The sequence below is a fragment of the Pseudoalteromonas sp. GB56 genome (genome assembly GCF_054923835.1).
The window spans coordinates 900042-923057 of record NZ_JBPCHK010000001.1 but is presented as its reverse complement, the minus strand read 5'-3'; the positions used below and the strand labels follow the sequence as shown (position 1 = coordinate 923057).

Sequence of the window (23016 nt, the reverse complement as noted above, 5' to 3'; positions counted from 1 at the left end):
AACCTCTTAAGCGTACAGCGGGTTAATCTTGTCTGCGTCGATGTCGAATTTCTTAATTGCGTCAGCAATTACAGACTTCTCAACATCACCACGTTTAGCTAGCTCAGTCAGTGCTGCAACTACCACGTAACCTGCGTTCACTTCGAAGTGACGACGTAGGTTTTCACGGCTATCCGAGCGACCGTAACCGTCTGTACCTAGTACGCGGTAAGACTCAGCTGGGATGAAGGCACGAATTTGCTCTGCATAGTTCTTCATGTAATCAGTCGCAGCAATTGCTGGTGCATCGCCCAACACTGTTGCAAGGTAAGGCACTTTTGCATCTGCTTCAGGGTGAAGCATGTTGTAACGATCAGCATCTTGCGCATCACGGGTAATTTCATTGAATGACGTCACTGAGAACACGTCTGAAGCAATGCCGTACTCGTCGCTAAGAATCTGCGCCGCTTTACGTACTTCATTCATGATCGTACCTGAGCTTAGAAGCTGTACTTGGCCTTTGCTGCCCGCATAGCTTTCTAGCTTGTAAATACCCTTACGAATACCTTCTTCCGCGCCTTCCGGCATTGCTGGTTGATGGTAGTTCTCGTTCATCAAAGTCAGGTAGTAGAACACGTTTTCTTGGTTCTCACCGTACATGCGACGGATACCGTCTTCGATGACTACTGCCACTTCGTATCCGAATGTTGGGTCGTAAGAAATACAGTTAGGCACTGTGTTAGCAAGAATGTGGCTGTGACCATCTTCGTGCTGTAGACCTTCACCGTTAAGCGTTGTACGACCAGCCGTTGCACCAAGAAGGAAACCACGTGCTTGTTGGTCACCTGCCATCCACGCCATGTCACCTACACGTTGGAAACCAAACATTGAGTAGTAGATGTAGAACGGGATCATTGGTAGATCGTTGGTGCTGTATGATGTTGCTGCAGCAACCCATGAAGACATTGCACCTAGCTCGTTGATACCTTCTTGCAGTACCTGACCGCCTTGGTCTTCTTTATAGTAAGAAACGATGTCACGGTCTTCTGGGCTATAGTTCTGGCCGCGCGGGTTGTAAATACCGATTTGACGGAACAGACCTTCCATACCGAATGTACGCGCTTCATCGGCAATGATTGGCACGATGTTTTTGCCAATGCCTTTGTCTTTTAACAATACGTTTAATGTACGTACGAAAGACATGGTCGTTGACACTTCACGCTTTTGCTCTTCAAGTAGTGGCTTGAAAGCGTCTAACTGAGGTAATGCTAGCTCTTCGCTAAAGTTAGGAAGACGCTGTGGTGTGTAACCGTGAAGCGCATTACGACGGGCGTGTAAGTATTCGTACTCTTTCGAGCCTTCTTCAAGCGTTAGGTACGGAAGATTTGCTAAATCCTCTTCCGATACCAAGTCATCAAGACCAAGACGACTGCGCAGATGCGCTACGTGCGTCATGTCCATTTTCTTAACTTGGTGCGCGATGTTTTTACCTTCAGCCGCATCACCCATGCCGTAACCTTTTACTGTTTTCGCAAGGATTACCGTTGGACGGCCTTTGGTTTCTTGTGCTGATTTGAACGCTGCAAATAGTTTCGAAGGCTCATGACCACCACGCTTAAGCGCGAAGATCTCTTCGTCTGTCATATCAGCAACTAGCGCTGCTGTTTCAGGGTAACGACCGAAGAAGTGCTGACGTACGTAGGCACCATCTTTCGCTTTATATGTTTGGTAGTCACCATCAACTGTTTCGTTCATCAGTTGTAGTAGCTTACCTGTTGTGTCTTTAGCAAGAAGCTTATCCCAACCACTGCCCCACACGACTTTAATTACATTCCAACCTGCACCTTTGAACAGACCTTCCAGCTCTTGGATGATCTTGCCGTTACCCATTACTGGGCCGTCTAGACGCTGTAGGTTACAGTTAACTAGGTAGCATAGGTTATCTAGGCCTTCACGAGCAGCGAAAGAAATCGCACCACGTGATTCTGGCTCATCCATCTCACCATCACCGAGGAATGCGTATACGCGTTGATTAGACGTGTCTTTAAGACCACGACCATCTAGGTATTTTAAGAAACGTGCTTGATAGATAGAAGCGATTGGACCCAGACCCATCGATACCGTTGGGAATTGCCAGAACTCAGGCATTAATTTCGGGTGTGGGTATGAAGGCAGACCGTTACCGTCTACTTCTTGACGGAAGTTGTCTAGCTGCTCAGCCGTTAAACGACCTTCAACGAATGCACGTGCATAGATACCCGGTGAAATGTGACCTTGGTAATAAACTAAATCACCGCCGTCTTGCTCATTCGGTGCACGGAAGAAGTGGTTAAAACACACTTCATAGAATGCCGCTGACGACTGGAAAGACGCCATGTGTCCACCTAAGTCAAGATCCTTCTTAGACGCACGCAGAACAATCATAATTGCGTTCCAACGGATGATAGAGCGAATGCGGCGCTCGATGTTTACATCACCCGGATACGCAGGTTCTTGGTCTGCAGGAATGGTATTAACGTAGTTAGTTGTTGTGCCGGTTGGCATATCAACGCCATCTAAACGCGCTTGTTCTAACACTTGCTCAAGAATAAATTGCGCTCGCTCAACGCCTTCTTCACGCACTACAGACTCAAGGGCTTGTAACCACTCTTGGGTTTCAAATGCGTCTACGTCAACTTTATTGACTTCAGACATATGGAGTTTTCCTTATGTTTAAAATACGAATTTAAAATGCCAAAAAGCCCCGTGTGAGCAAACGCTCCACAGGGGCTTACAGCTTATTTTATTGTGCTCGGGTACGTCTCAGGGAACGCTCAATACGTGAGTGTTCTCTGGTTGCTTCAAGCAATGCTTCTTCGATAAATGCTAAGTGCGCATTACTGGCTAAACGTGCCTCTTCAGGGTGCCCTTCAATAACGGCATCCATCAGCACTTGACGATGCTCAGCAAGTTGCTGCGACACCGCTGTTTTCTTCATGAGTACTTGCAAATTTTGCAGTACATTTTGTTCTAGCAAAGCCTGCATGCCACGCACTAAGTGCAATAACACCACATTGTGTGATGCTTCGGCGATGCAAAAATGAAATGCATTGATGGCTTTAGCCTTCGCAGACAAATCATCACTGGCTTGTGCAATCTTGTCGAAACTTTCTTTGACCTTAACAAAGTCAGTTTGAGTACCTCGTAAAGCGGCATAGTAAGCAGCGATCCCTTCAAGGGCATGACGGAACTCAAGTAAGTCAAATTGCGACTCAGGGTGTTTACTGATCAACTCAAACAGTGGATCACTTAACCCCTCTTCAAGTTGATTCTTTACAAAAGTGCCACCACCTTGACGGCGGGTAACTAACCCTTTTGCTTCCAACTTTTGAATCGCCTCTCGCAGCGAAGGACGGGATACTTCGAATTGCTTGGCCAACTCACGCTCAGGGGGAAGCTTCTCTCCAGGCGCCAGTGACCCCTCCAGAATCATGTTCTCAAGTTGCGCTAGGATCACATCTGAAAGTTTCGCTGCTTTGACTTTTAATGACATTGTTATTTTTAGCTTTGGGTAAATTGGTCATACCAAAAAGTGCAGATAAGGTATCAGATTCGCCCTAGGCTGTCAAAAATGCCCATAAATGACTCAAAATTTATTCACATCAGTATGGAATATATGGACAAAAATTAAAGTCTTTTTATTGCTACAGCAAATGGTCATACCAGTTATTGTGTGATTGTAGAGCATAAAAAAAGCCCCCACAATCACATTGCAGAGGCTTTTTGTTGTTCTAGAACTGCGTCTAAAACAAGACTAACTAATTAATATAGCTAGCTTATTTATTCATGAAGTCGACACCTTCTTGGATGTCTTTGTTCAGAGTAGCAAGCATGTCGTCTTTTGCTTTTTGCTCAAACGCGCTTAGTTCACCGTAAGAAAGAAGTTCTTCAACACCGTTCTTACCTAGGCGTACTGGCTGAGCAAAGAATTGTGCATCTTCACCGTTACCTTCAACGTATGCGTACTCGATTACGTCTTCACCTTGTAGGCCTTTCACTAGTGATAGGCAGAAACGCGCTGCTGCCGCACCCATAGAAAGTGTCGCGCTACCGCCGCCCGCTTTCGCCTCAACAACTTCAGTACCTGCGTTCTGAATGCGTGTTGTAAGTGCCGCGATTTCTTCATCAGAGAAAGTAGCACCTTCAACTTGTGAAAGAAGTGGAAGAATAGTTGTACCAGAGTGACCACCGATCACAGGTACTTTTACAGCGCTTACGTCTAGACCTTTTAACTCAGCAACGAATGTTTCAGCACGGATAACGTCAAGCGTCGTTACACCGAACACGCGAGCTGGGTCATAAGTACCCGCTTTTTTGAATACTTCAGCAACGATTGGCACAGTGCCGTTAACTGGGTTAGTGATAACACCTACCATCGCTTTAGGACAGTTTTTAACGATACCTTCAGCTAGCGCTTGAACGATGCTTGCGTTCACATTGAACAAATCTGCACGGTCCATACCAGGCTTACGAGGCATGCCTGCTGGAATTAAAACGATGTCACAACCGCTTAGCGCTGCGTCTAGGTCTTCTTTACCGAAACCTTTAACTGTAACAGCAGTTGGGATGTGTGATAGGTCTACAGCAACACCAGGAACAACAGGCGCTACGTCGTATAGCGAAAGCTCAGAACCTGCTGGAAGGCTATTTTTTAGTAGTAAAGATAGCGCTTGACCGATACCACCGGCAGCACCTAAAACGGCAACTTTCATTTTAATTCTCCGTAAAAAACGAGACTAGTTAGTAGAGATTTGGGTCGTGTGACCAATTGATGGCCATAAAGATAATGAAAATAGGCGCTAAAGACAAATTAATCGTCGTTATTTTGAGGATAATCTCGACCATAGTCGTAAACTTAACTGTAAAGTTTGACCTAAGATGAAATACACTGACATCTTAGGTAGAATAATGACAACAATTTGCAAAGAAGAAGACATTATGCAAGCGCAAGAAAAACAAGAAGCTTTGGTAAAAGCCTTTAAGGCGATCTTAAAAGAAGAAAACTTCGGTTCACAAGGTGAGATTGTCGACGCTCTTAAAGAGCAAGGCTTCGACAACATCAGCCAGAGCAAAGTATCGCGCATGCTAAGTAAGTTTGGTGCGGTAAGAACCCGTAACGCCAAACAAGAAATGGTGTACTGCCTTCCTGCCGAACTCGCTGTGCCAACAGCCAAGTCGCCACTTCGCCAGCTGGTCATTGATATTGTTCACAATGAAATGATGATTATCATCACAACTAGCCCAGGTGCTGCGCAGTTGATTGCGCGTTTACTGGATTCATTAGGTAAAGCAGATGGCGTATTGGGCACGATTGCTGGTGACGATACAATTTTTATTGCTCCAGCGAAGGTGTCAGAAATCGATTTGACGCTTGAGCGTGTACGTAAGCTATTCGATAACGTCTAGTGCGCATTAATTTTGAGGGTGTGCAAACACCCCCTAGTTTTTCAGACTTTTCAAAAATTCCACTGAGGGAGCAAAAAATGCAGCTCCCATATCAGCTTGAGTAAAGTCCAACCAACCATCGTAATGAGTGTGGTCCCCCAGCTGGCTTCGCAACATCTGAGCAAAAGCATTGCCCGTTGCGCTGCAGGTCACCGATAATAAGCCTTGTTTCATCATAGTGCCAAATGGCATACCTTGATGAAGTATCAGTGGCTGTCCCTTCTCATCTTTCAGTTCAGTGCACACAGCATGACTGTTGGCATTAAGAGGCATCAACAACTCACTGTCCAAACGAGTGCGCCCCATCAAGATTTCTTGATCTTCAACGGATAACGCTTGCCATGCCCCTAGATTGTGTGTGAAGCGCTGCACATGTACATAACTGCCTTTAGCAAAATCAGCGTCAGAGTCATCAATCAGCGCAGTAAGCATTTTTTGACGACCATGTGGCGTATCGGGCGCATACACAAAGCCATTAAAATCCCGACCATCTAAAAAACGGAAACAGGTAATTTCTTCTACGAGCTCAACATCTGGTGCCAGTAACTGCAATACTCGTTGACCAAATAAGTGATTCACATCTTCTCGGTCGGAGCGAATTTGTACAAATAAATCAAACGGCTGCACGCCAATACTGTGTTCAGATGTGGATACACTTGGGAAGCTTGCTAATTCATTAGGCATGGCTTGAGGGAAAAAGTGGGGCCAATACTGTGCACCAATCGCAACAAAGCTCGAGACCATGGCTTCGGAGAAACGGTCGTCATACTCAGATTGCAACTCAACTAGCTGAGCTAATTTGCTTTTGACTGTTTCATCATGACCATCGAGGACATTAAAAAACAGATGCAGGCCATGTAAATTCGCCTGCGCACAAACGCCGGACTGCGCTTTGGGCATGTATGCAAAGTTCCTTTGGTTTTTATTTTTATAGGCCAAGAGCGCTTTCACAAGCGCTCTGAATAGGCGATTAATTGGTAAAGAAATTTACCGAATGTGAGGTAATTGTAATCGATAGCCTTTGTGTCGGCAAAAACTCTTGTTCAGGTTGGCTCACAGGCACTTCAATCTCTTGGTCAAACACGCGCACTCGATACACATATTCGGTGCCAACAAAGCGCTTCGAGATAACCGTCACCGGCCCATTATCGTCAGCAACGAGTCGCAACTCATGGGGGCGCACATAGAGCTGACCCGCTCTTTGCCCACCGGCAATTGCAAGTTGCGATTTAACCACACCAAAAGGCGTCTCGAAGTGATAGTCATCTTGTTTTTGCGCATCAAGGTATAGGCCTTCACCCAAAAATTCAGCCACAACGCGTGAACGAGGATGATGAAATAACGCTTGGGGAGTGCCCTGCTGGGCAATTTGTCCTTCGTGCATCACCGCTAACGTATCAGCAAAAGCGAAGGCTTCTTCTTTCGAATGGGTCACAAAAATAGCAGACACTTGCTGATCTTTAATAATGTGGCGAATGTCGGCAATAAGTTGGTAGCGAACTTGATGGTCTATGTTCGAAAATGGCTCATCCAATAATAACAAACTTGGTTTGTATGCGAGCGCACGAGCTATGGCCACACGTTGTTGCTGTCCCCCTGATAACTGGTGCGGATAACGCCCAGCACATTCCTCAAGGTGAACTAAAGCCAGCATTTCATTTACGCGCTCAGTTTGCGCATGTTTCGACATTCCTTGTAAACCAAAGGCAATATTCTGCGCCACGCTCAGGTGCGGAAAGAGCGCGTAATCTTGGAACATCATGCCAATATTGCGATGTTGCGGCGCCACAAAGCTATTGCTATCACACACGATTTGAGTGCCAAGGCGAATAACACCTGAGTGCGGACGCAACAAACCCGCAATCGCCTTCAATGTCGTCGTTTTGCCACAACCACTGGCCCCTAATAAACACAGAATTTCATTGTCACCCAGATGCAAACTTAGTTCATTGACCACAGCGCGTTCGCCGTAGTTAAAGCTAATATTTTCCAAGTGTAGTTTTGCTGACATTAGTGTTTATGTTCCATTGAGCGATTAATAAAATACAGCGGGACTAACCCAACCACGACGATAAACACGGCCGCGACCGAGGCCAGTTCCAATTGCTCATCACTGACATATTGAAATACATGCGTCGCCAGTGTTTCAAAGTTAAATGGCCTTAGCAATAACGCTGCTGGTAACTCTTTCATACATTCGATAAACACCAGCAATGCCGCTGTGAGAATGCCGCGTCGTAAAATGGGAATATGTACGCTCGTCAACGTTTGCCTTGGGCTGCGTCCCATCGACTGACTGGCCATATCTAAATTAGGGCTAATACGACTAAAACTCGACTCAATGCTGCCATGGGCGATAGCATAAAAGCGCACAACATAAGCAAAGATAATAGCGAATAAAGTACCACTCAAAAACAAGCCCGGCTGCCAACTTGATGATTCAAGCCACTGATTGAAGTAGTCTTCAAATGTTGTGAGAGGTAACAACACAGCTATCGCTAATACCGTACCTGGTAGCGCGTAGCCCGTGCTCCCAAGTCGTCCTGGCCAAAGGCTCCATTTACTCGGTGCTAAACGTTGCGAGTAAACCACTAAAATACTCAGGAATATGGTTACCATACTCACCAATGCAGAGATTTTTAGGCTATGCCATGCATAGATGAAAAACTCGTTATTCCACGCTCTATCGAAATAGTGGACGGCATACTCTAGTAGCACGGCCACAGGGATAACAAATGCAATCAAGAGAATAAAGCTAGCAAATGCGGTTGCCGCCCACGCTTTGCTGCCAGCTAGCTTATATAACGGCTCATTGCTCAATTGAGTTTGGCGCTCAAACACTGCTTGGTTTCTGCGCGAGTAACGCTCCACAACAATGGCAACGAACAAAATCAAAAGCATAATCCCAGATATTTTCGCTGCGGCAGTTAATGAGTAATAGCCAAACCAGGTATCGTAGACAGCCGTTGTTAGCGTACTTACTGCGAAATAACTCACAGTCGCGAAATCCGCCATCGCTTCCATACTGATAAGCGCAATCGCCGCCGCTATCGCACCGCGTGCTAAAGGTAAGCTCACAGTGAAAAAGCTCTTTGTTGGACTATGCCCCATGACTTGCGCTGCGTGCACCAATTTATGAGATTGCTCTTTGAGCGCAGTTTTGAAAATGAGGAAAAGATACGGATAAAGCACTAAGGCAATCATGACTGTCGCACCACCTAAGGTACGAATATCGAAAAACCAATAATCCTCGGGGGACTGCCAACCAAAATAATCACGCAGTGCAATCTGCACAGGACCTGCGTAATCAAACAAATCGGTATACACGTAGGCAATGAGGTAAGTGGGCATCGCCAACGGAAGCATAAGTGCCCATTCAAAGTGCTTTTTGCCGGGGAAATCGCAATACGCCACCAGCCAGCCCAAGGGTAAGGCGATCACGCAACTAAGAAGGGCAACACCCATTATCAACAACACAGTGTTGTTGATGTAATCCCACAACACCGTGTCCCACAGGTGGGCAAACACCTCGGGGTCGCTTTGTAAGGATTCAAAAATAAGGAAGCACAAAGGTAACGACAGGCCTAAGCCTGTCGTCCATGCAATCAGCTGCCACGATGACAGCGAAAATTTAAACTGCATTGATACCCATTAATTACAGGTCGAATTTAACCTCATCAAGCAGTTTTAACGCCGCGGCGCGGTGTTTGCTGATCTCAGACAATGGCAGAGTGTCTTCTTTGAACTCGCCCCAAGAGGCAACAAGTTCAGACAATGGCACGCCCGGCTTCACCGGATATTCCATATTGACAGAGGCATACATATTTTGTGCCGTATTGTCGGTCATAAACTCGATCAGTTTCAAGGCATTTTCCTTGTTTTTGGCGTGTTTAGTTAGCACCACACCAGAAACATTCACATGTGCACCACGGTCTTGCTGATTAGGAAAATTAATATAGACCGAATCTGCCCATGCTTTTTGTTGCTCATCTTCAATCATCTTACCGAAGTAGTAGCTGTTGCCGATTGCCACATCACACAAACCTTCTTTCACGGCTTTAACCTGTGCGCGGTCATTACCTTGTGGTTTACGAGCTAGATTTGCTTTGAGGCCTTCAAGCCATTTTTTAGTTTCTACTTCACCGTGGTGGGCGATCATAGAAGCAACAAGTCCTAGGTTGTAAGGATGCTTACCTGGGCGCATACACACCTTGTTTTCGTATGCATCTGTCGCTAGGTCTTCGTAACGCAGCGTATCGAGTTTGCCTAGGCGGTCTTTTGATGAATACACGTTACGTACCCGCTTAGTCAATGCTACCCACTGACCCTGCGGGTCACGAAAACCAGCTGGAATATTGGCGTCAACAGCGTCGCTGTTAATCTCTTGCGTCAGCGCCATTTCTTCAAGTTGCATGAGTGCACTGAAGTTGGAAGTAAGAACGAGGTCGGCTTGAGTATGCTTGCCCTCGCGCTTTAAACGCTCGATAAGGCCTTTTTTAGCAAACACGACGTTCGTTTTAACCCCAATCTGTTCCGTGAACTTTTCTAAAATAGGCTCAATCAAAAAAGGTTGGCGGAAGGAATAAATATTAACAGTTTCCTCTGCAACAGCAGCCGTAGATGCCAATACCGAGATGACAGACGCTACTGCGAGTCCAATTGCTTTTCTCATTAAAGCCTCCAATTTAAATAAAAATAATTATCAAGCGCATCTTACTATTTAGAAGAGAAATGTACAGTGCAAAACTGACAGCGAGCTGAACAACTTCCGGCTTCCCCATTTTCACTGTGAGATATATCTCACAAACGAGCAGGTTATTGCGCTATCTGATGTTTAAAAATACGGCTAAAAAATTACAACCGATTGATATTTAATAACTTTATGTTTTATTTCAGTAATGTGACTAACTTTACATTACCGCTGATTGACTGTTATCCCGCTTTCTATCCCATATACTGTATCCATCGCTTGTAAGGGCATACGAGCGGTAAAGTTAAGGAAAACCGATGTTCACGGAAGAGAGCACTCGAGCAGGACGCTCAAAGCACACTCAGTGCAGGAAAATATAGGACAGGTGCAGGAAGCACAGCACAACGGAATGTTGTAACGGAAAAGGACAAACTCATCGCGGGATGCGAAGAACAAGGAAGTATAAAAGGGACGTGTAACGGAGCTACACACGACAAGGACAGCACTCAGGATGATAGGATTGGTTCACCCAAGGATTTTCAACAGGACGTTGAGACACAGGATGTGAAGAAATGAACCTGAGTATTGTGTATAAAAATGCGAACTACATTTAGTCCACATCACTCATTGACAGGCTGTCACAGGAAAAGGGGACAAGGATGAAACCGCCGCACATGCAGCGGATAATCACGCAGTGATTACAGGGAATTGAACTTGCTTCAATACTGGCAGGATGCTAGAAAATTCCGTCAGCGCGACCTTTACGGTCGCGTATTTTTTTGCTCGCTTATCCGGTATTTCGTTAACGTAACAAATGCCGCTGTGAATACAATGCCTTCCACACTTTGCCACTTCTAGTCGAAATCTGCGATTCAAAATAATGCAACAAACGCCGCTTATCTGCAGGTTCATCTTTTAGCGCTGCGCCAATCAGAGAGTGGGCAATATCCTCAAAGTTGATATCACCGTTATTAAAATAATGTGCGTGGACACAAAAAGCATGCGCAACAGAAATAATTTCCGCTGTGGACATCGTCGCGCCAGATAAACGATCTGTCGTGATCCCGTCACATGTCTGTCCTGTGCGCAGCTCATGAAAAATGGTTGTGATTACCTCAAACACCTCATCACTCAATGCAACTGATAACCCAGCGGTCAAATTCAGCTTTGAGACCTCCCGCTTGACCACTACAATCTCATCCTCCAGTCGCTTTATCGGGCAGATATGTTCGAAGCTCATTCTCCTTTTTAGTGCGGAGCTCATCTCCTTAATACCCACATCCAAATTATTGGCCGTAGCTATAATGTTGAACCCCGCCTTGGCATACAGCAGACTTTGTTCATGTGGAAGCTCTGGAATACTGATCACCCGCTCAGACAAAAGACTCAAGATTGCATCTTGTATTGGTTGTTCGCATCGGGAAATCTCTTCAAAGCGGACTATTTTGCCAAGTTCCATAGCTCTAAATAGTGGCGTAGGCACCAAAGACTCAACACAAAACCCCTTCGTTGAAACAGAGTGTTGATTCCAAGTATAGAGTAGCTGTGTCACTTCTTTTATGGCTCCACCTTGAATCACATAAGAGGAGTCGTTTGAAATCGCGGCACTAAGTAGTTCAGAAAAGCGCGACTTTGCAGTTCCCGGCTCCCCTAATAACAAACTCCCTCTCCCTGCAGCGAGATTAACTAAAACACGAGCAACTACACCAGAGGGAGCAAAAAATTTGGTCTCGATTCCCAGTTGTTTGTCACCAACAATAAACTTTTCAATGGTTGAAGGGGATAAGTACCAACCTGAAGGTGGGGTAATAGGGTCAATATCAGCCAGACGATTCAACTCCTCCCCAAACTCCGCTTCGGCCGGAATACGTTGCTGACATTTAAGCTCATTACTCATCGACTATCACTCCCCTCTTTTTTCTGGAGACATACGATCTTGAGGTAGTATTTTCTGTAGCTCGCTGAGTGCTATTTGCCCACTAATAACATGTGCTAACGCGCTGTCTCGCATCGTAATTAATCCCGAGTCCAATGCAATCAAACGTAATGTCTCAACATCAGGCTTATTTGAAATAGCTTTTCGAATGTCACTATTTGCGTATAAGTACTCAATCACAGCAATTCGACCTTTCGTACCACGTTGACCACAGTGATCACAGCCTTCGCCTCGATAACACTTAAATTTTGTCGGTACACCATCCGGAAAGACTTCACTGAGCAGCGCTTCATTAGGGGAGTCCTCGACTTTACAATGGGGGCAAATTCGTTTCGCTAAACGCTGTGCGATCACAGCAAGTAATTCGCTTGCTATCGAGTTGGGGTGAATTTGCAAATCGTATAAACGCTGCAGCGCATCCACCGCATCGTTACTATGCAGTGTTGATAACACCAAGTGACCTGTCTGAGATGCTCTTATCGCCTCTAGTGCAGTTTCATAATCCCGGATTTCACCCACTAAAATTACATCGGGATCTTCACGGACAAAGGCACGAAGCGCTTGAGCGAATGTGAAGCCGATATCCGGCCTAACATGGCTTTGCTGAACATTATCAATCGAATATTCAATGGGATCTTCAATAGTAAGCACTTTTCGAGTGCCATCGTCTGCAAGTTGCTGTAGACCCGCATACAAGGTGGTGGATTTACCTGACCCTGTAGGCCCAACGACCAATACCAACCCAACAGGGTTTTTTAGCAATCGTCGGTAGTAATCAGCAATCTTAGAAGGCATTCCCAGACCTTCCATCGTCATCGCTCTGCCCGTATGCTTAAGCAAACGAACAATAATATGCTCTCCATGCAATGTCGGTTGGGTTTGCACCCGAAGGTCATAATCCTCACTGCCATATTTAAGCTTTGTTCGTCCTCCTTGAGGTAGACGACGCTCTGAGATATCTAGCTGCGAACGAATTTTGATGACATTGACCAAACCATTGTATTCATCTTCTCGCAGCTGAATACGAGTAAAATCATGGAGCTCACCATCAACTCTAAGTCTTATGCGAACATGACCTCCATATATTTCTAAGTGAATATCACTGGCTCGCTCACCAATTGCTTCTATTAATAAGTCTTCGTAAACCGAGACCAAATATGGGTTGATAGTGGTGTCGATTTTTTCAAAGTCTTCTGGGGGGTCTGTTCTTCATTGAGTTCATTGAAAATTTCCGTGCCGCGAGAAACGACATCCAGATGAGACCAAAGTCGCTTGAAATTTGCTGCAGGGATCACGCGACAATCGACTTGTTTACACGGGTGCATTCTACGCAAGTCATCATAGCTAACCTCATGACTATCGGTCACTAAAGTAATAACGTTGTCACTCTCGTAAATAGGCAAAATCCGGTGAAGTTCTAAGTAGTTGCGTGAGTAATTATTTATCAGCTCAGGTTGCAACATTTCGTATAGCTCATTGAGCGTCTTTTTATCTTCGACAGCACTGATCACTGGTTCACTGGAATTGTCGTTAAGTCTTGGAATATCTATGACTAAATGACTATGAGTGCGAAAGTCTAGCTCTCCCACACAGCCTTTAAACTTAAGTTCATTCCGTTCTTTTTGATAATGAAGAAGCTGTGGTGTATTAAATTCACCACTGAAATGAATAAGGCTCGCCCCCTCAGACATAAAGTCTAAAAGGCACTTCACGTCATCTAAAAAGCACGTACAAATTACACACTGCACAGGCTTATCACGGGTTCCAACATTCGCAATGTCATCGCTGATAACGCTAACATTGGCTTGATTGATAATTTGCAGGTTTCGCTTTGCTAACTCAGCTAGTTGAACATTTCTCTCAACCGCAATGACGAAATGACATAGCTTAGCTAACACTGCACTGAGGTAACCAGAGCCTGCGCCGATATGCATCACATCAATATCTTGCCCAGGGTCAGGTAAGGCGCTCAATAATTCTCGGATAATATCCTCAGTTGGCAGACCATGCCCCAGACCACGCTCATCTAAATCTTTGGAAATAACAAACTGCTCGCGGTCCAATATATCAAGAGCAGCATCAATTTTATTTTGGCTAGCAAACGGCATAATTTCAGTAAAACGTATTAGCTTTACTCATAAATATAAGACAGATTTGAGACTTACGAGATTGATGTAGAACAGACTTTAGTGGAATTTGAAGTCAGGAAGTAATTTGTACCTAGAAGATTGCTCATCTAGGTACAAGTTTAGGTACCTACTTGTTTACGTTGACGATAACCCGCCCACGTATCTGTCCATCCATGAGCGCTTGGGCTGTACTTACAACATCACCTAGACTCACTTCAACCGCAACATCAGCAAATACTGTTGGGTCGATAATATCGCCTAACTGTTGCCAAGCTTCGATTCTGTCCTCAAGTGGTCGCATCACGCTATCGATGCCAACAAGTGTCACACCGCGTAAAATAAAGGGTGCCACACTTCCTGGAAAATCCATACCTTGAGCCAAACCACACGCAGCTACCACGCCACCATATTGCGTACTCGCACAGGCGTTGGCAAGCGTGTGGCTACCCGCTGAGTCTACCACTGCAGCCCAACGCTCTTTCGCGAGTGGACGACCTGGCTCACTCAATGTCTGCCTATCAATAACCTCTGCAGCACCAAGTTGGTGTAAATAGGGAGATTCCTCAAGGCGACCTGTTGATGCCACCACGGTGTAACCTAATTTACTGAGAATATGAATGGCAAAACTGCCAACACCACCATTGGCACCCGTTACCAGTATTTCGCCTTTGTCCGGTGACACACCATTTCTCTGTAGTGCGATAACACATAACATAGCAGTATATCCGGCAGTGCCAATGGCCATGGCTTGGCTTGGAGAGAAAGCTTTTGGTAGCGGTATCAGCCATTTGCTCTGCAAACGCGCCTTTTGTGCAAGCCCGCCACAATGCACTTCGCCTACGCCAAAGCCATTTAATAACACCTGATCGCCGACCTTGAATTGCGGACTTTCGCTTTGCTCAACCGTACCCACCAAATCAATACCCGGGATCATTGGAAATTGCCTGACCACCGGGCTTTTACCTGTGATTGCAAGCGCATCCTTATAGTTGAGCGTACTGTACTCAACCTTTAGGGTAACGTCACCTTGCATCAGTATACTGTCATCAAGTTGCTTTACGTTTGCATGATAACCTTGCTCATCTTTTTCGATTAAAACGCCACTGAACATCGTGCTCTCCTGAAATTAGACCAATCGTCTACAAAAATACACAATGAATCCGCAAAACGGCCAAGGGCCCATACTACTTTGGCAAACTCATCATAAATTGAGAATAAAAACTCTCTAAGGGGGCTGAGCTTTTCACTAGCTTGGCGCGACTTACCGCCCCTTCCCAGCCAATCCAAAAGTATTCGGCCAGCGCATCACATTGCGCCGAAGCGGCTAACTCACCATTGTGTTGGGCTGCATAAAAACACTGCGCCAGTTTTTGCTGCCAATCACAAAAAACCTGTATAAGAGGTTGGCGAAAACTCTCGGGCAACAAATCGACCTCTTGACCTAGGTTACCGACCAAGCAACCGCGCTTAAATTCGTGTTTGGCCATTCCTTGCTGAGCGTCAGTCACAAAGTTTCGCACGCGCTGCAGTGGTGCATAAGATTCATCCAACAAAAAAATATCCAACTTTTTCGCGAAGTATGCTGCGTAGCTATCAAGCACCGCCATGCCAAATGCCTCTTTACTGGCAAAATAGTGATAGAAAGACCCTTTGGGAACGCCCACCTTTTTTAAGATGCCATCTATTCCCGAAGCGGCGAAACCACTTTCGGTGAGCTGCTCTAAACCACTGCGAATAAGCGCAGCACGAGTATCGTGCTCATTGCTGTGACTTTTGGGCGGACGACCTCTGCGAGGTTTATTTTTTGAAACTGTCATGACTCAATATTAGACCGATCGTCTATTAAATTACAAATAAAAAGTCTTCCCCATAAAAAAGGAGCCCTCAGGCTCCCATTTTCAGCATAGTTACGACTAGCGCTCACCACGTTTTTCTGCTCGCTTTTGCGCGTGGCGCTCTTTGCGCTTCTCTTTCATTTCAACAAGCTTTTGCTGCTGTTCAGTACTGAGAATATTCCAAATCTGGTGCTTGGCTTTCATGTGCGCAATTTGGCGCTCAAGGTGGTCTGCTTGCTTTGCAGTGATCATTGCGCGCGCTGCATCTTCATCGAAGCTTTCAGACGTTTGTGTCAGTGCGTCAAATTGCGCTTTTTGCTCAGCTCTGTCACCACGTTCAGGGCGTTCTTGCTTTTGCGCGTCTTTAATCGCCTTAATCTGATCTTGCTGCTCTGTTGTGAGCGCTAAGTATTGGCTCATGCGCTCACCAAACATCTCACGCTCATGTTTAAAATGCTCACCTTTACCAGCGATCGCGGTAGTTGATGCTAAACCAATGGTGATAACGGCTGCTGTAAGTAATTTATTCAATTTCATAGTGGACTCCTAAGTTGTCCTTGGTTGTGAACTATATTTGCTTACAAGCTTAGCGGCTGCAATGCAAAGCAACGTCAGCGCTATGTAAAGGTTGTGTAAAGGTGTCGCAATGGGGTAAAGCATTCAGTTACTATGAACATAATTAAGCAACACAACACAGAGTAAACAATGAGAATTCTACTAGTTGATGATGATATTGAACTGGCAAACATGTTGAGTGAATACATCCAAAACCAAGGATTCGAGGTAGACTGCGCTCATGATGGCGAACAAGGTCTCGAACTTGCGCTTACTGATCAATACGCACTGGTGCTACTGGACGTTATGTTGCCAACAATTGATGGGTTTGAGGTACTTAAACGCTTGCGATCACAATCTCTTGTACCCGTGATCATGTTGACAGCTAAAGGCGACGACTTTGACCGTATCTTTGGCTTAGAGCTCGGTGCCGACGATTACATTCCAAAACCGTTTAATCACAGAGAGCTTCTCGCTCGTGTAAAAGCGATTACGCGCCGAATTGAGCACATCAACAATAGCCAGCCAAAAGCAGAGCTCGATTTCGCCGATTTGTCTGTGTGCATGCACAGTCGCAGCGCGCAGGCTGCGGGGGCGGTGCTCACCCTGACCGGCACCGAATTTGCCATTCTGCACCTGTTGATGCAAGAACCAGGAGCCATTGTTAGCAAAGAACAAATTAGCGAGCAGGTACTTGGGCGCCGACTTGCTCCTTATGATCGCTCCATCGATATGCATGTCAGTAACCTACGTAAAAAAGTTGCCGAGCATATTGAGAATGAACGTATTCGTACGGTGCGCGGTGCCGGCTATGTTCTTATCGGAGATGCCTAAGTGTTCAATAAGCTGTATGTAAAAATCTTCCTGTGGTTCTGGCTAACATTGGCAGCCACTGTGGCCTCATTAGCGGCCTTGAGTTCAGTTAGTTTTAGTGAAATAAGCTATGAACCCTTGCGCCAAGAAGATGCACGTCAATTGCATCGCTTAGGCCGAGGGCTGGAAATGTCGGCGAAGAAACATGACGCTACAGCACAAGAAGTGATAAATCGCTCAAGAATCAAAGGGCGTAAAAATATTTATCTGTACTCTCCAGAAAAAGACATTTCCTATAGCAATTTTACTACCCTAGATGAAGATGATTTAAGCCTGCTCAACTTCCGTCTAGAGATGCCTCCACAAATCATTTTTCATGAGCATTTTCATGCCATTGGACCACAAGTGGTGAACTTACCAGACGGCCAATTTCAATTGTTTGAAATCAAACGCGGTGGCCCTGTGCCGTGGATGTTCCGCCTAAGACTCATGCCGCATTGGGTAAAGATTACCGTCGCCATTGCCGCGTCGATGTTATTGAGCTTCCTATTCACTCGTACACTGATAGGACCCATAAACTCATTGCGCCAAGGCACTAATGCGATTGCAGAAGGTAAACTGGATACCCGCGTGAACATTGCGTCGAGCCGCAGTGACGAACTGGGAGATTTAGCCAAAGATTTTAATAGCATGGCACAAAGACTCGAGACCTTAGTAAATAGCCAGCGTTCGCTATTAGGCGATATTTCACATGAACTACGCTCGCCACTGACGCGCTTATCGTTAGCGTGTGCGTTAGCACAGGATAATGCTGATGAGCCAACCAATACACAACTCACTCGCATAGAAAAAGAAGCACAACTGTTAGACTCTATGATTGAACGCATCTTGATGTTGTCGCGCTTGGAGAACCGCCAACAATCTTTGCGAACAGAACCGATTGCTCTGGAGCACCTGTTAACACCTGTTTTCAATGATGCGCAATTTGAATCCCAGTCTTTGGATAAGCAAGTCCAATTGCCAACCGTTGACGCCAACATCACACTTGAAGTCGACCCGCAACTGATTGCCAGCGCGATAGAGAACCTTTTGCGTAATGCGATTAAATATGCGCAATCCCATGTTGATGTGAACCTAGAATACAATGCAGAATCCATCGTTTTAACTATTCATGATGATGGCCCTGGTGTAGAAGATAGTGAGCTCAAACACATTACCGAACCGTTTTATCGCGTGGGCAGTGCCCGAACTCGGCAAAGTGGTGGAACCGGTTTAGGGTTGGCTATCGCAAGCAAAGCCATTGCGGCGCACAATGGGGTACTGGAGTTGCAAAATCATCCACAAGGTGGTTTAGTAGCGAGCATCCACTTGCCTACGAACTAATATTGAATGTTTTATTCCAGCGAAGCTTTGCTCTCTAAAAATGATGAAGCCATCGAGCATTTTTGGCAGCACGATATGACTTCTGATTTTTTGGACACAAAGCACGGTAAATTGTTTTATGCATACCATCTACCGTACAACGCTGATTACGCAATCGTCATTAGTTCTGGTCGCATTGAAGCGGCACAAAAATATCAAGAGTTGTTGTGGGAACTTGCCCGCAATAATGTCGCTGTGTTTATTGTTGACCACCAAGGGCAAGGCCGCTCCTATCGCCATTTAGAAGATGCCAATAAGGGCTACGTTGGTCATTTTGATGACTACAAAGCCGACCTACACCAATTCATCACTCACGTCGTTAACCATCACTGGCAGGGCAAAAAGATACTGTTAGGTCACTCCATGGGCGGCGCCATTGCCCTCGATTTCGTGTGCACCTATCCTGAAGAATTTGCAGGTGTATTTTTAAGTGCGCCGATGCTGCAGATCCACACTGGTTCAACGAAACCTTGGCTTGCGAAACTATGGGCAAGCACAGTATGTACCCTTACTAAGGGTGATAACTATGTACCGGGCCACGGCCCCTACGCCGAAGTGCCTTTTAGTGACAATGAACTCACACATTCACAAGAGCGTTACCGGCGTTTTCGCGCTTTGTATAATAGCTACCCTGAATTGCAGCTCGGTGGGGTCACTTTTAAATGGCTCAACGCCGCTTTTAAAGCGATTGATAAACTTAGAAAAAGTGAATGCCCTGTCCCATTATTTATTGCCGCAGCGGAAAAAGATACGGTGGTCGACACCTCACCCTATGCGGATTTCATCCACGGGCAAAATTATGGCATTTTGAAAACGTATCAAGGTGCAAAGCATGAGCTACTTTGCGAACATGATACTGTTCGCAAAGCCCTGCTCAGAGACTTTCTAAATTTCTGTAATCAGTTATAGATATTTAGATAAGTACTTTTTGTACATAGGATCAGAAAGGGCTAACTCACGCTGTTCTTCAAGAATATCCTGAAGGATTTGTTTCGAGGTGAGCGGGTTAGCTAACACTACTCGAAATACCACTGTCGGTTGATAGCCGTAGGCTTTTGGCGTTAAGCGCGTACGCGACACGAATGAACGCCCCGCTTCACGCTGGCGCTTTTGCATACTTGCAGTGAAGCGATTCAACGCAGCATAGATATCCAGCTTGGTTTGTTCATCAGCTGTTTTTAAACGCGCTTTGATTGCTTCTGGCACGTAGCGATAGGTAAGCAAGCACAGCTCAGGTTCTGAGATCAGTTCAAAATCCGGTTCTGCCTTGATTAAGTCGGCAAAGTAACGAGCTTTGTCCAAGCTTTTATCAATCAGCATTTCATAGCCTTTGCGGCCAATAATACTCAAACACGCATGCACCAGCATTGCCATCCCCGGGCGACTGCCTTCGAGCGTATGGCTGCCTAAATCCTTAGAGCCTTTACGCAGAATATACTCGGCGTGATGTTCAATGGCATCGGTCGCGCTTGGGTCTTTAAACAGCACCACACCCGCGCCCATGGGCACATACATTTGCTTGTGTGCGTCGATGGTGATGGAGTCGGCACGTTCAATCCCAGCGAGTAAGTGGCGAGCATTATTTGACAGTAACGTCGCCCCGCCCCATGCGGCATCAACGTGGAAATGACAATCAATCTCTTGTGCTAAGTCGGCCATCTCATTGAGTGGGTCAATATTGCCTGTTTCGGTGGTGCCAGCAACACCAACAATGGCCATAACTTTAATGCCTTGCGCTTGCAAGGCGAGCGCCTCTTTACGCATAGCTTCCACATCAACTTTGTTGTCTTCACCCGTTGGGATAGAAATAAAGTTGTCACGGCCAATACCGAGTAAATCAGCAGATTTACCTAAGGAATAGTGCCCACGCTCCGATACCAAGACCGCTAAGCCTTTGTAGCCATAATGGAACATCGCCGCCACTAAGCCTTGCGCACCAATACCTTTAAAGTCACCTTCAGGCTTAAGCAAGCGGTTACGCGCAATCCACAGTGCCGTAATATTAGCCACGGTACCGCCAGAGCAGAATGCCCCTAAGGAGGTTTTAGCGCTGTGCATCCACTTATTGTAGAAATCTTCGTCACGATCGTAGGCCATGTGATGCAGCATGCCGATCACTTGACGCTCAAGCGGAGTAAAGGCTTTGGAGGTTTCAATCTTTACCAGATTCTGGTTCAGGCCCACCATTAATTTTGATAGCGGCAGCACAAAATGCGGCAATGCCGACGTCATATGACCAATAAAGCTCGGTGCAGCGGTATGCACAGAGTGCGCAACCAGCTTTTCCATGATGTCTTGAGCATGAGCGCTGACAAACATAGGTTCTTCTGGGATCTGCGCAGACTCGAAATCACGCTCGATTTCATGCAGCGGCTTCTCTACCGCAGCGATATTTTCGTTCAGGAAGCCCGCCAAGTTACTGGATATTTCGGCTTCTATTTTGCTGAGCGTTGAGTCCGGTGCCTCGGGCACCGTAAAGACGCGCATCAAGCTTTGTTCTGATGCAACGGCAAAACGCTTATCACTCATGACATACCTAATTGGGTTGGCTTGATTACGGTGGCAAATTGCATCAAGCGGTTCAATTTACTTGCGCTCACTTTATAGCAATCACCAAAAAAAGTCTTGCAGCTTTGGTCAAATTTAAGAAAGTTGCATGAATTTTTTGCGACATTAACACCACAAATGGCGATGATGAGCCCATTTTACGGACAATAAAATGAGCTCCTTTTATTCACTTAAAGGTCAACAACCAGACGATAACTTTGTTGGCCACTGGCCCAATATTTACGCTCAAAAGGAGTGATTGCGATGTCACTTGCGTACTCGCTTACTTGAGTTGGATGACCAGCAAGTTGCAATGCACGGGCAAATTCACGCACATAGATATCCCAGTTACTGCGCAGCTCGAGTTTACCGCCGAGTTGTACAATGCTTGGAAACACCGCTGCACCATGCCAGCGACGTTGCAAATGCTTTGCTTTAGGCCACGGGTTTGGATACAGCAAGTAATGATGGGTTGGCTGCCATTTTGCTTGCACGGCTAAACGCCAGAAGTCGTTTAAATCCGCCTGCACCAACATATAGTGCGCATCCTCGTCTTGACGATATTGCACATCGTGTTTATCCAAGCGGTGCGCAGACTTATCGATACCAATGACCAAGGCTTCAGGGTGCAACTTAGCAAGGTTTGCCGTGCTTTCACCAACACCGCAGCATGAATCGAGAATGATAGGCCCAGCAAATGCGTTAACCTTTTCATTCACTTCATCAAATGCAGCTTGCGTATGCGCCGCGATTGGCTTTTTGAATTCGGCCTGTAAATGCTTATTAACCACTTCGTCGAGCTTGTCATGCAAGCTCGGTTGATTAGATACAATTGACCTTGAATTTGCTTCGCTCATCAGTGACGCAGCCCCACACCTTTGCGGATTAAAGTCAGTGCCACGGTGAATAGCACCGTAATAAATACCAATAACACGCTGAATGCGAACCAGATATTCACATCTGAAACACCTAAGAAACCGTAGCGGAAGGCATTCACCATGTAGATAATTGGGTTAATTTGGGATACGCCCTGCCAAAAATCGGGTAACAAGGTGATTGAATAAAACACCCCACCTAAGTAGGTCAGCGGCGTTAATACGAAAGTCGGGATAATACTGATATCATCGAAACTGTTAGCATAAACCGCATTGATTAAGCCGCCTAAAGCAAATACGGCCGAGGTTAAAATCACCGTTGCCACAATGACAAAAATGTTGTGGATTTGAATGTCCACAAAGAACAGAGAGACCACAGTTACAATCAAGCCCACCAACATGCCACGGGCCATACCGCCGCCCATGTAACCCAGAACTATGATGTAGTTTGGCACGGGCGCGACTAAGAGTTCCTCAATGCTTTTTTGGAACTTGGTGGAGTAGAAACTGGATGCCACATTTGAGTATGAGTTGGTGATCACCGACATCATAATCAAGCCAGGGACGATAAACTCCATGTAACTGAAGCCGCCCATTTCGCCAATACGTGAGCCAATCAAACTACCAAAAATCACGAAATAAAGAGTCATAGTGATTGCCGGGGGTACTAAGGTTTGCACCCAAATTCGCAAAAAGCGAATACACTCTTTGATCCAAATACTTTTAAGCGCAACGCCATATTTCAACATTG

The 23016-nt window shown here is 45.8% G+C and carries 20 protein-coding genes; 4 read left to right on the top strand and 16 right to left on the bottom strand.

The window, feature by feature from the left end:
• Positions 1-6: 6 nt before the first annotated feature.
• The 3 genes from aceE to mdh form a co-directional block, all read right to left on the bottom strand.
• Complete coding sequence (aceE, locus tag ACH19P_RS04395) at positions 7-2673, bottom strand: pyruvate dehydrogenase (acetyl-transferring), homodimeric type (RefSeq protein ID WP_462157282.1); 2667 nt, start codon at positions 2671-2673, stop codon at positions 7-9.
• 88 nt (positions 2674-2761) lie between these two features.
• The gene (gene pdhR, locus ACH19P_RS04390) at positions 2762-3511 is read right to left on the bottom strand and encodes a pyruvate dehydrogenase complex transcriptional repressor PdhR (protein ID WP_347391616.1); all 750 of its coding nucleotides are present in this window, start codon (positions 3509-3511) and stop codon (positions 2762-2764) included.
• Between the two features lie 283 nt (positions 3512-3794).
• The gene (gene mdh, locus ACH19P_RS04385; RefSeq protein WP_462157281.1) at positions 3795-4730 is read right to left on the bottom strand and encodes a malate dehydrogenase; all 936 of its coding nucleotides are present in this window, start codon (positions 4728-4730) and stop codon (positions 3795-3797) included.
• 226 nt (positions 4731-4956) lie between these two features.
• Here mdh and argR point away from each other — a divergent pair, with 226 nt between their 5' ends.
• Positions 4957-5424: a transcriptional regulator ArgR gene (gene argR / locus ACH19P_RS04380; protein WP_462159308.1), complete on the top strand. Its 468-nt coding sequence runs from the start codon at positions 4957-4959 to the stop codon at positions 5422-5424.
• Positions 5425-5457: 33 nt separating this feature from the next.
• Here the strand turns inward: argR and ACH19P_RS04375 are convergent, their stop codons facing one another.
• The 10 genes from ACH19P_RS04375 to ACH19P_RS04330 all read right to left on the bottom strand — a co-directional run bounded on the left by ACH19P_RS04375 (position 5458) and on the right by ACH19P_RS04330 (position 16590).
• Positions 5458-6363 (bottom strand): Dyp-type peroxidase, encoded by a 906-nt coding sequence (locus tag ACH19P_RS04375; protein WP_462157280.1) that lies wholly within the window; start codon positions 6361-6363, stop codon positions 5458-5460.
• A gap of 70 nt (positions 6364-6433) precedes the next feature.
• Complete coding sequence (locus ACH19P_RS04370) at positions 6434-7474, bottom strand: ABC transporter ATP-binding protein (RefSeq protein ID WP_462157279.1); 1041 nt, start codon at positions 7472-7474, stop codon at positions 6434-6436.
• The gene (locus ACH19P_RS04365; protein ID WP_462157278.1) at positions 7474-9105 is read right to left on the bottom strand and encodes an ABC transporter permease; all 1632 of its coding nucleotides are present in this window, start codon (positions 9103-9105) and stop codon (positions 7474-7476) included. Before ACH19P_RS04365 ends, ACH19P_RS04370 begins: the two co-directional genes overlap by 1 nt.
• Before the next feature lie 13 nt (positions 9106-9118).
• On the bottom strand, positions 9119-10135 hold the full coding sequence (locus ACH19P_RS04360) for an extracellular solute-binding protein (RefSeq protein ID WP_462157276.1): 1017 nt from the start codon (positions 10133-10135) through the stop codon (positions 9119-9121).
• Positions 10136-10955: 820 nt separating this feature from the next.
• On the bottom strand, positions 10956-12050 hold the full coding sequence (locus ACH19P_RS04355) for an ATP-binding protein (RefSeq protein ID WP_462157275.1): 1095 nt from the start codon (positions 12048-12050) through the stop codon (positions 10956-10958).
• A 6-nt stretch (positions 12051-12056) separates the two neighbouring features.
• The gene (locus tag ACH19P_RS04350) at positions 12057-13244 is read right to left on the bottom strand and encodes a GspE/PulE family protein (protein WP_462157274.1); all 1188 of its coding nucleotides are present in this window, start codon (positions 13242-13244) and stop codon (positions 12057-12059) included.
• Positions 13217-14197, bottom strand: coding sequence for a methyltransferase domain-containing protein (locus ACH19P_RS04345; RefSeq protein WP_462157273.1), 981 nt, complete (start codon positions 14195-14197; stop codon positions 13217-13219). The genes ACH19P_RS04350 and ACH19P_RS04345 overlap by 28 nt, the downstream gene beginning before the upstream one ends.
• Positions 14198-14345: 148 nt before the next feature.
• A complete protein-coding gene (gene acuI, locus ACH19P_RS04340) occupies positions 14346-15329 on the bottom strand; it encodes an acrylyl-CoA reductase (NADPH) (RefSeq protein WP_462157272.1) in 984 nt (327 codons plus the stop codon).
• Positions 15330-15402: 73 nt separating this feature from the next.
• Positions 15403-16035, bottom strand: a complete 633-nt coding sequence (gene acuR, locus ACH19P_RS04335) for an acrylate utilization transcriptional regulator AcuR (RefSeq protein ID WP_462157271.1) — start codon at positions 16033-16035, stop codon at positions 15403-15405.
• A gap of 96 nt (positions 16036-16131) precedes the next feature.
• The gene (locus tag ACH19P_RS04330; RefSeq protein WP_462157270.1) at positions 16132-16590 is read right to left on the bottom strand and encodes a Spy/CpxP family protein refolding chaperone; all 459 of its coding nucleotides are present in this window, start codon (positions 16588-16590) and stop codon (positions 16132-16134) included.
• 168 nt (positions 16591-16758) lie between these two features.
• Between ACH19P_RS04330 and ACH19P_RS04325 the strand changes: the two genes are divergently transcribed.
• Genes ACH19P_RS04325 through ACH19P_RS04315 form a run of 3 tightly spaced genes read left to right on the top strand, consistent with a single transcriptional unit; the run spans position 16759 to position 19752 of the window.
• Positions 16759-17442 (top strand): response regulator, encoded by a 684-nt coding sequence (locus ACH19P_RS04325; protein WP_462157269.1) that lies wholly within the window; start codon positions 16759-16761, stop codon positions 17440-17442.
• Positions 17443-18804 carry an ATP-binding protein gene (locus ACH19P_RS04320; RefSeq protein WP_462157268.1) on the top strand — a complete coding sequence of 454 codons (1362 nt, stop codon included), beginning with the start codon at positions 17443-17445 and terminating at the stop codon, positions 18802-18804. It abuts the gene before it with no gap.
• A gap of 6 nt (positions 18805-18810) precedes the next feature.
• Positions 18811-19752: an alpha/beta fold hydrolase gene (locus ACH19P_RS04315; protein WP_462157267.1), complete on the top strand. Its 942-nt coding sequence runs from the start codon at positions 18811-18813 to the stop codon at positions 19750-19752.
• Here ACH19P_RS04315 and panP read toward each other — a convergent pair.
• The 3 genes from panP to ACH19P_RS04300 form a co-directional block, all read right to left on the bottom strand.
• Positions 19747-21372, bottom strand: coding sequence for a pyridoxal-dependent aspartate 1-decarboxylase PanP (panP, locus tag ACH19P_RS04310; RefSeq protein WP_462157266.1), 1626 nt, complete (start codon positions 21370-21372; stop codon positions 19747-19749). The two genes, ACH19P_RS04315 and panP, sit on opposite strands and share 6 nt — an antisense overlap.
• Positions 21373-21581: 209 nt before the next feature.
• Positions 21582-22247 (bottom strand): tRNA (guanine(46)-N(7))-methyltransferase TrmB, encoded by a 666-nt coding sequence (gene trmB, locus ACH19P_RS04305; RefSeq protein ID WP_462157265.1) that lies wholly within the window; start codon positions 22245-22247, stop codon positions 21582-21584.
• Complete coding sequence (locus ACH19P_RS04300; protein WP_462157264.1) at positions 22247-23014, bottom strand: ABC transporter permease; 768 nt, start codon at positions 23012-23014, stop codon at positions 22247-22249. Before ACH19P_RS04300 ends, trmB begins: the two co-directional genes overlap by 1 nt.
• Positions 23015-23016: the final 2 nt, after the last annotated feature.

Bases quoted from the DNA above. Each gene is read 5' to 3' on its own strand.
- aceE (WP_462157282.1), bottom strand. From the start codon at position 2,673: ATGTCTGAAGTCAATAAAGTTGACGTAGACGCATTTGAAACCCAAGAG.
- pdhR (WP_347391616.1), bottom strand. From the start codon at position 3,511: ATGTCATTAAAAGTCAAAGCAGCGAAACTTTCAGATGTGATCCTAGCG.
- mdh (WP_462157281.1), bottom strand. From the start codon at position 4,730: ATGAAAGTTGCCGTTTTAGGTGCTGCCGGTGGTATCGGTCAAGCGCTA.
- argR (WP_462159308.1), top strand. From the start codon at position 4,957: ATGCAAGCGCAAGAAAAACAAGAAGCTTTGGTAAAAGCCTTTAAGGCG.
- ACH19P_RS04375 (WP_462157280.1), bottom strand. From the start codon at position 6,363: ATGCCCAAAGCGCAGTCCGGCGTTTGTGCGCAGGCGAATTTACATGGC.
- ACH19P_RS04370 (WP_462157279.1), bottom strand. From the start codon at position 7,474: ATGTCAGCAAAACTACACTTGGAAAATATTAGCTTTAACTACGGCGAA.
- ACH19P_RS04365 (WP_462157278.1), bottom strand. From the start codon at position 9,105: ATGCAGTTTAAATTTTCGCTGTCATCGTGGCAGCTGATTGCATGGACG.
- ACH19P_RS04360 (WP_462157276.1), bottom strand. From the start codon at position 10,135: ATGAGAAAAGCAATTGGACTCGCAGTAGCGTCTGTCATCTCGGTATTG.
- ACH19P_RS04355 (WP_462157275.1), bottom strand. From the start codon at position 12,050: ATGAGTAATGAGCTTAAATGTCAGCAACGTATTCCGGCCGAAGCGGAG.
- ACH19P_RS04345 (WP_462157273.1), bottom strand. From the start codon at position 14,197: ATGCCGTTTGCTAGCCAAAATAAAATTGATGCTGCTCTTGATATATTG.
- acuI (WP_462157272.1), bottom strand. From the start codon at position 15,329: ATGTTCAGTGGCGTTTTAATCGAAAAAGATGAGCAAGGTTATCATGCA.
- acuR (WP_462157271.1), bottom strand. From the start codon at position 16,035: ATGACAGTTTCAAAAAATAAACCTCGCAGAGGTCGTCCGCCCAAAAGT.
- ACH19P_RS04330 (WP_462157270.1), bottom strand. From the start codon at position 16,590: ATGAAATTGAATAAATTACTTACAGCAGCCGTTATCACCATTGGTTTA.
- ACH19P_RS04325 (WP_462157269.1), top strand. From the start codon at position 16,759: ATGAGAATTCTACTAGTTGATGATGATATTGAACTGGCAAACATGTTG.
- ACH19P_RS04315 (WP_462157267.1), top strand. From the start codon at position 18,811: ATGTTTTATTCCAGCGAAGCTTTGCTCTCTAAAAATGATGAAGCCATC.
- panP (WP_462157266.1), bottom strand. From the start codon at position 21,372: ATGAGTGATAAGCGTTTTGCCGTTGCATCAGAACAAAGCTTGATGCGC.
- trmB (WP_462157265.1), bottom strand. From the start codon at position 22,247: ATGAGCGAAGCAAATTCAAGGTCAATTGTATCTAATCAACCGAGCTTG.
- ACH19P_RS04300 (WP_462157264.1), bottom strand. From the start codon at position 23,014: ATGTTGAAATATGGCGTTGCGCTTAAAAGTATTTGGATCAAAGAGTGT.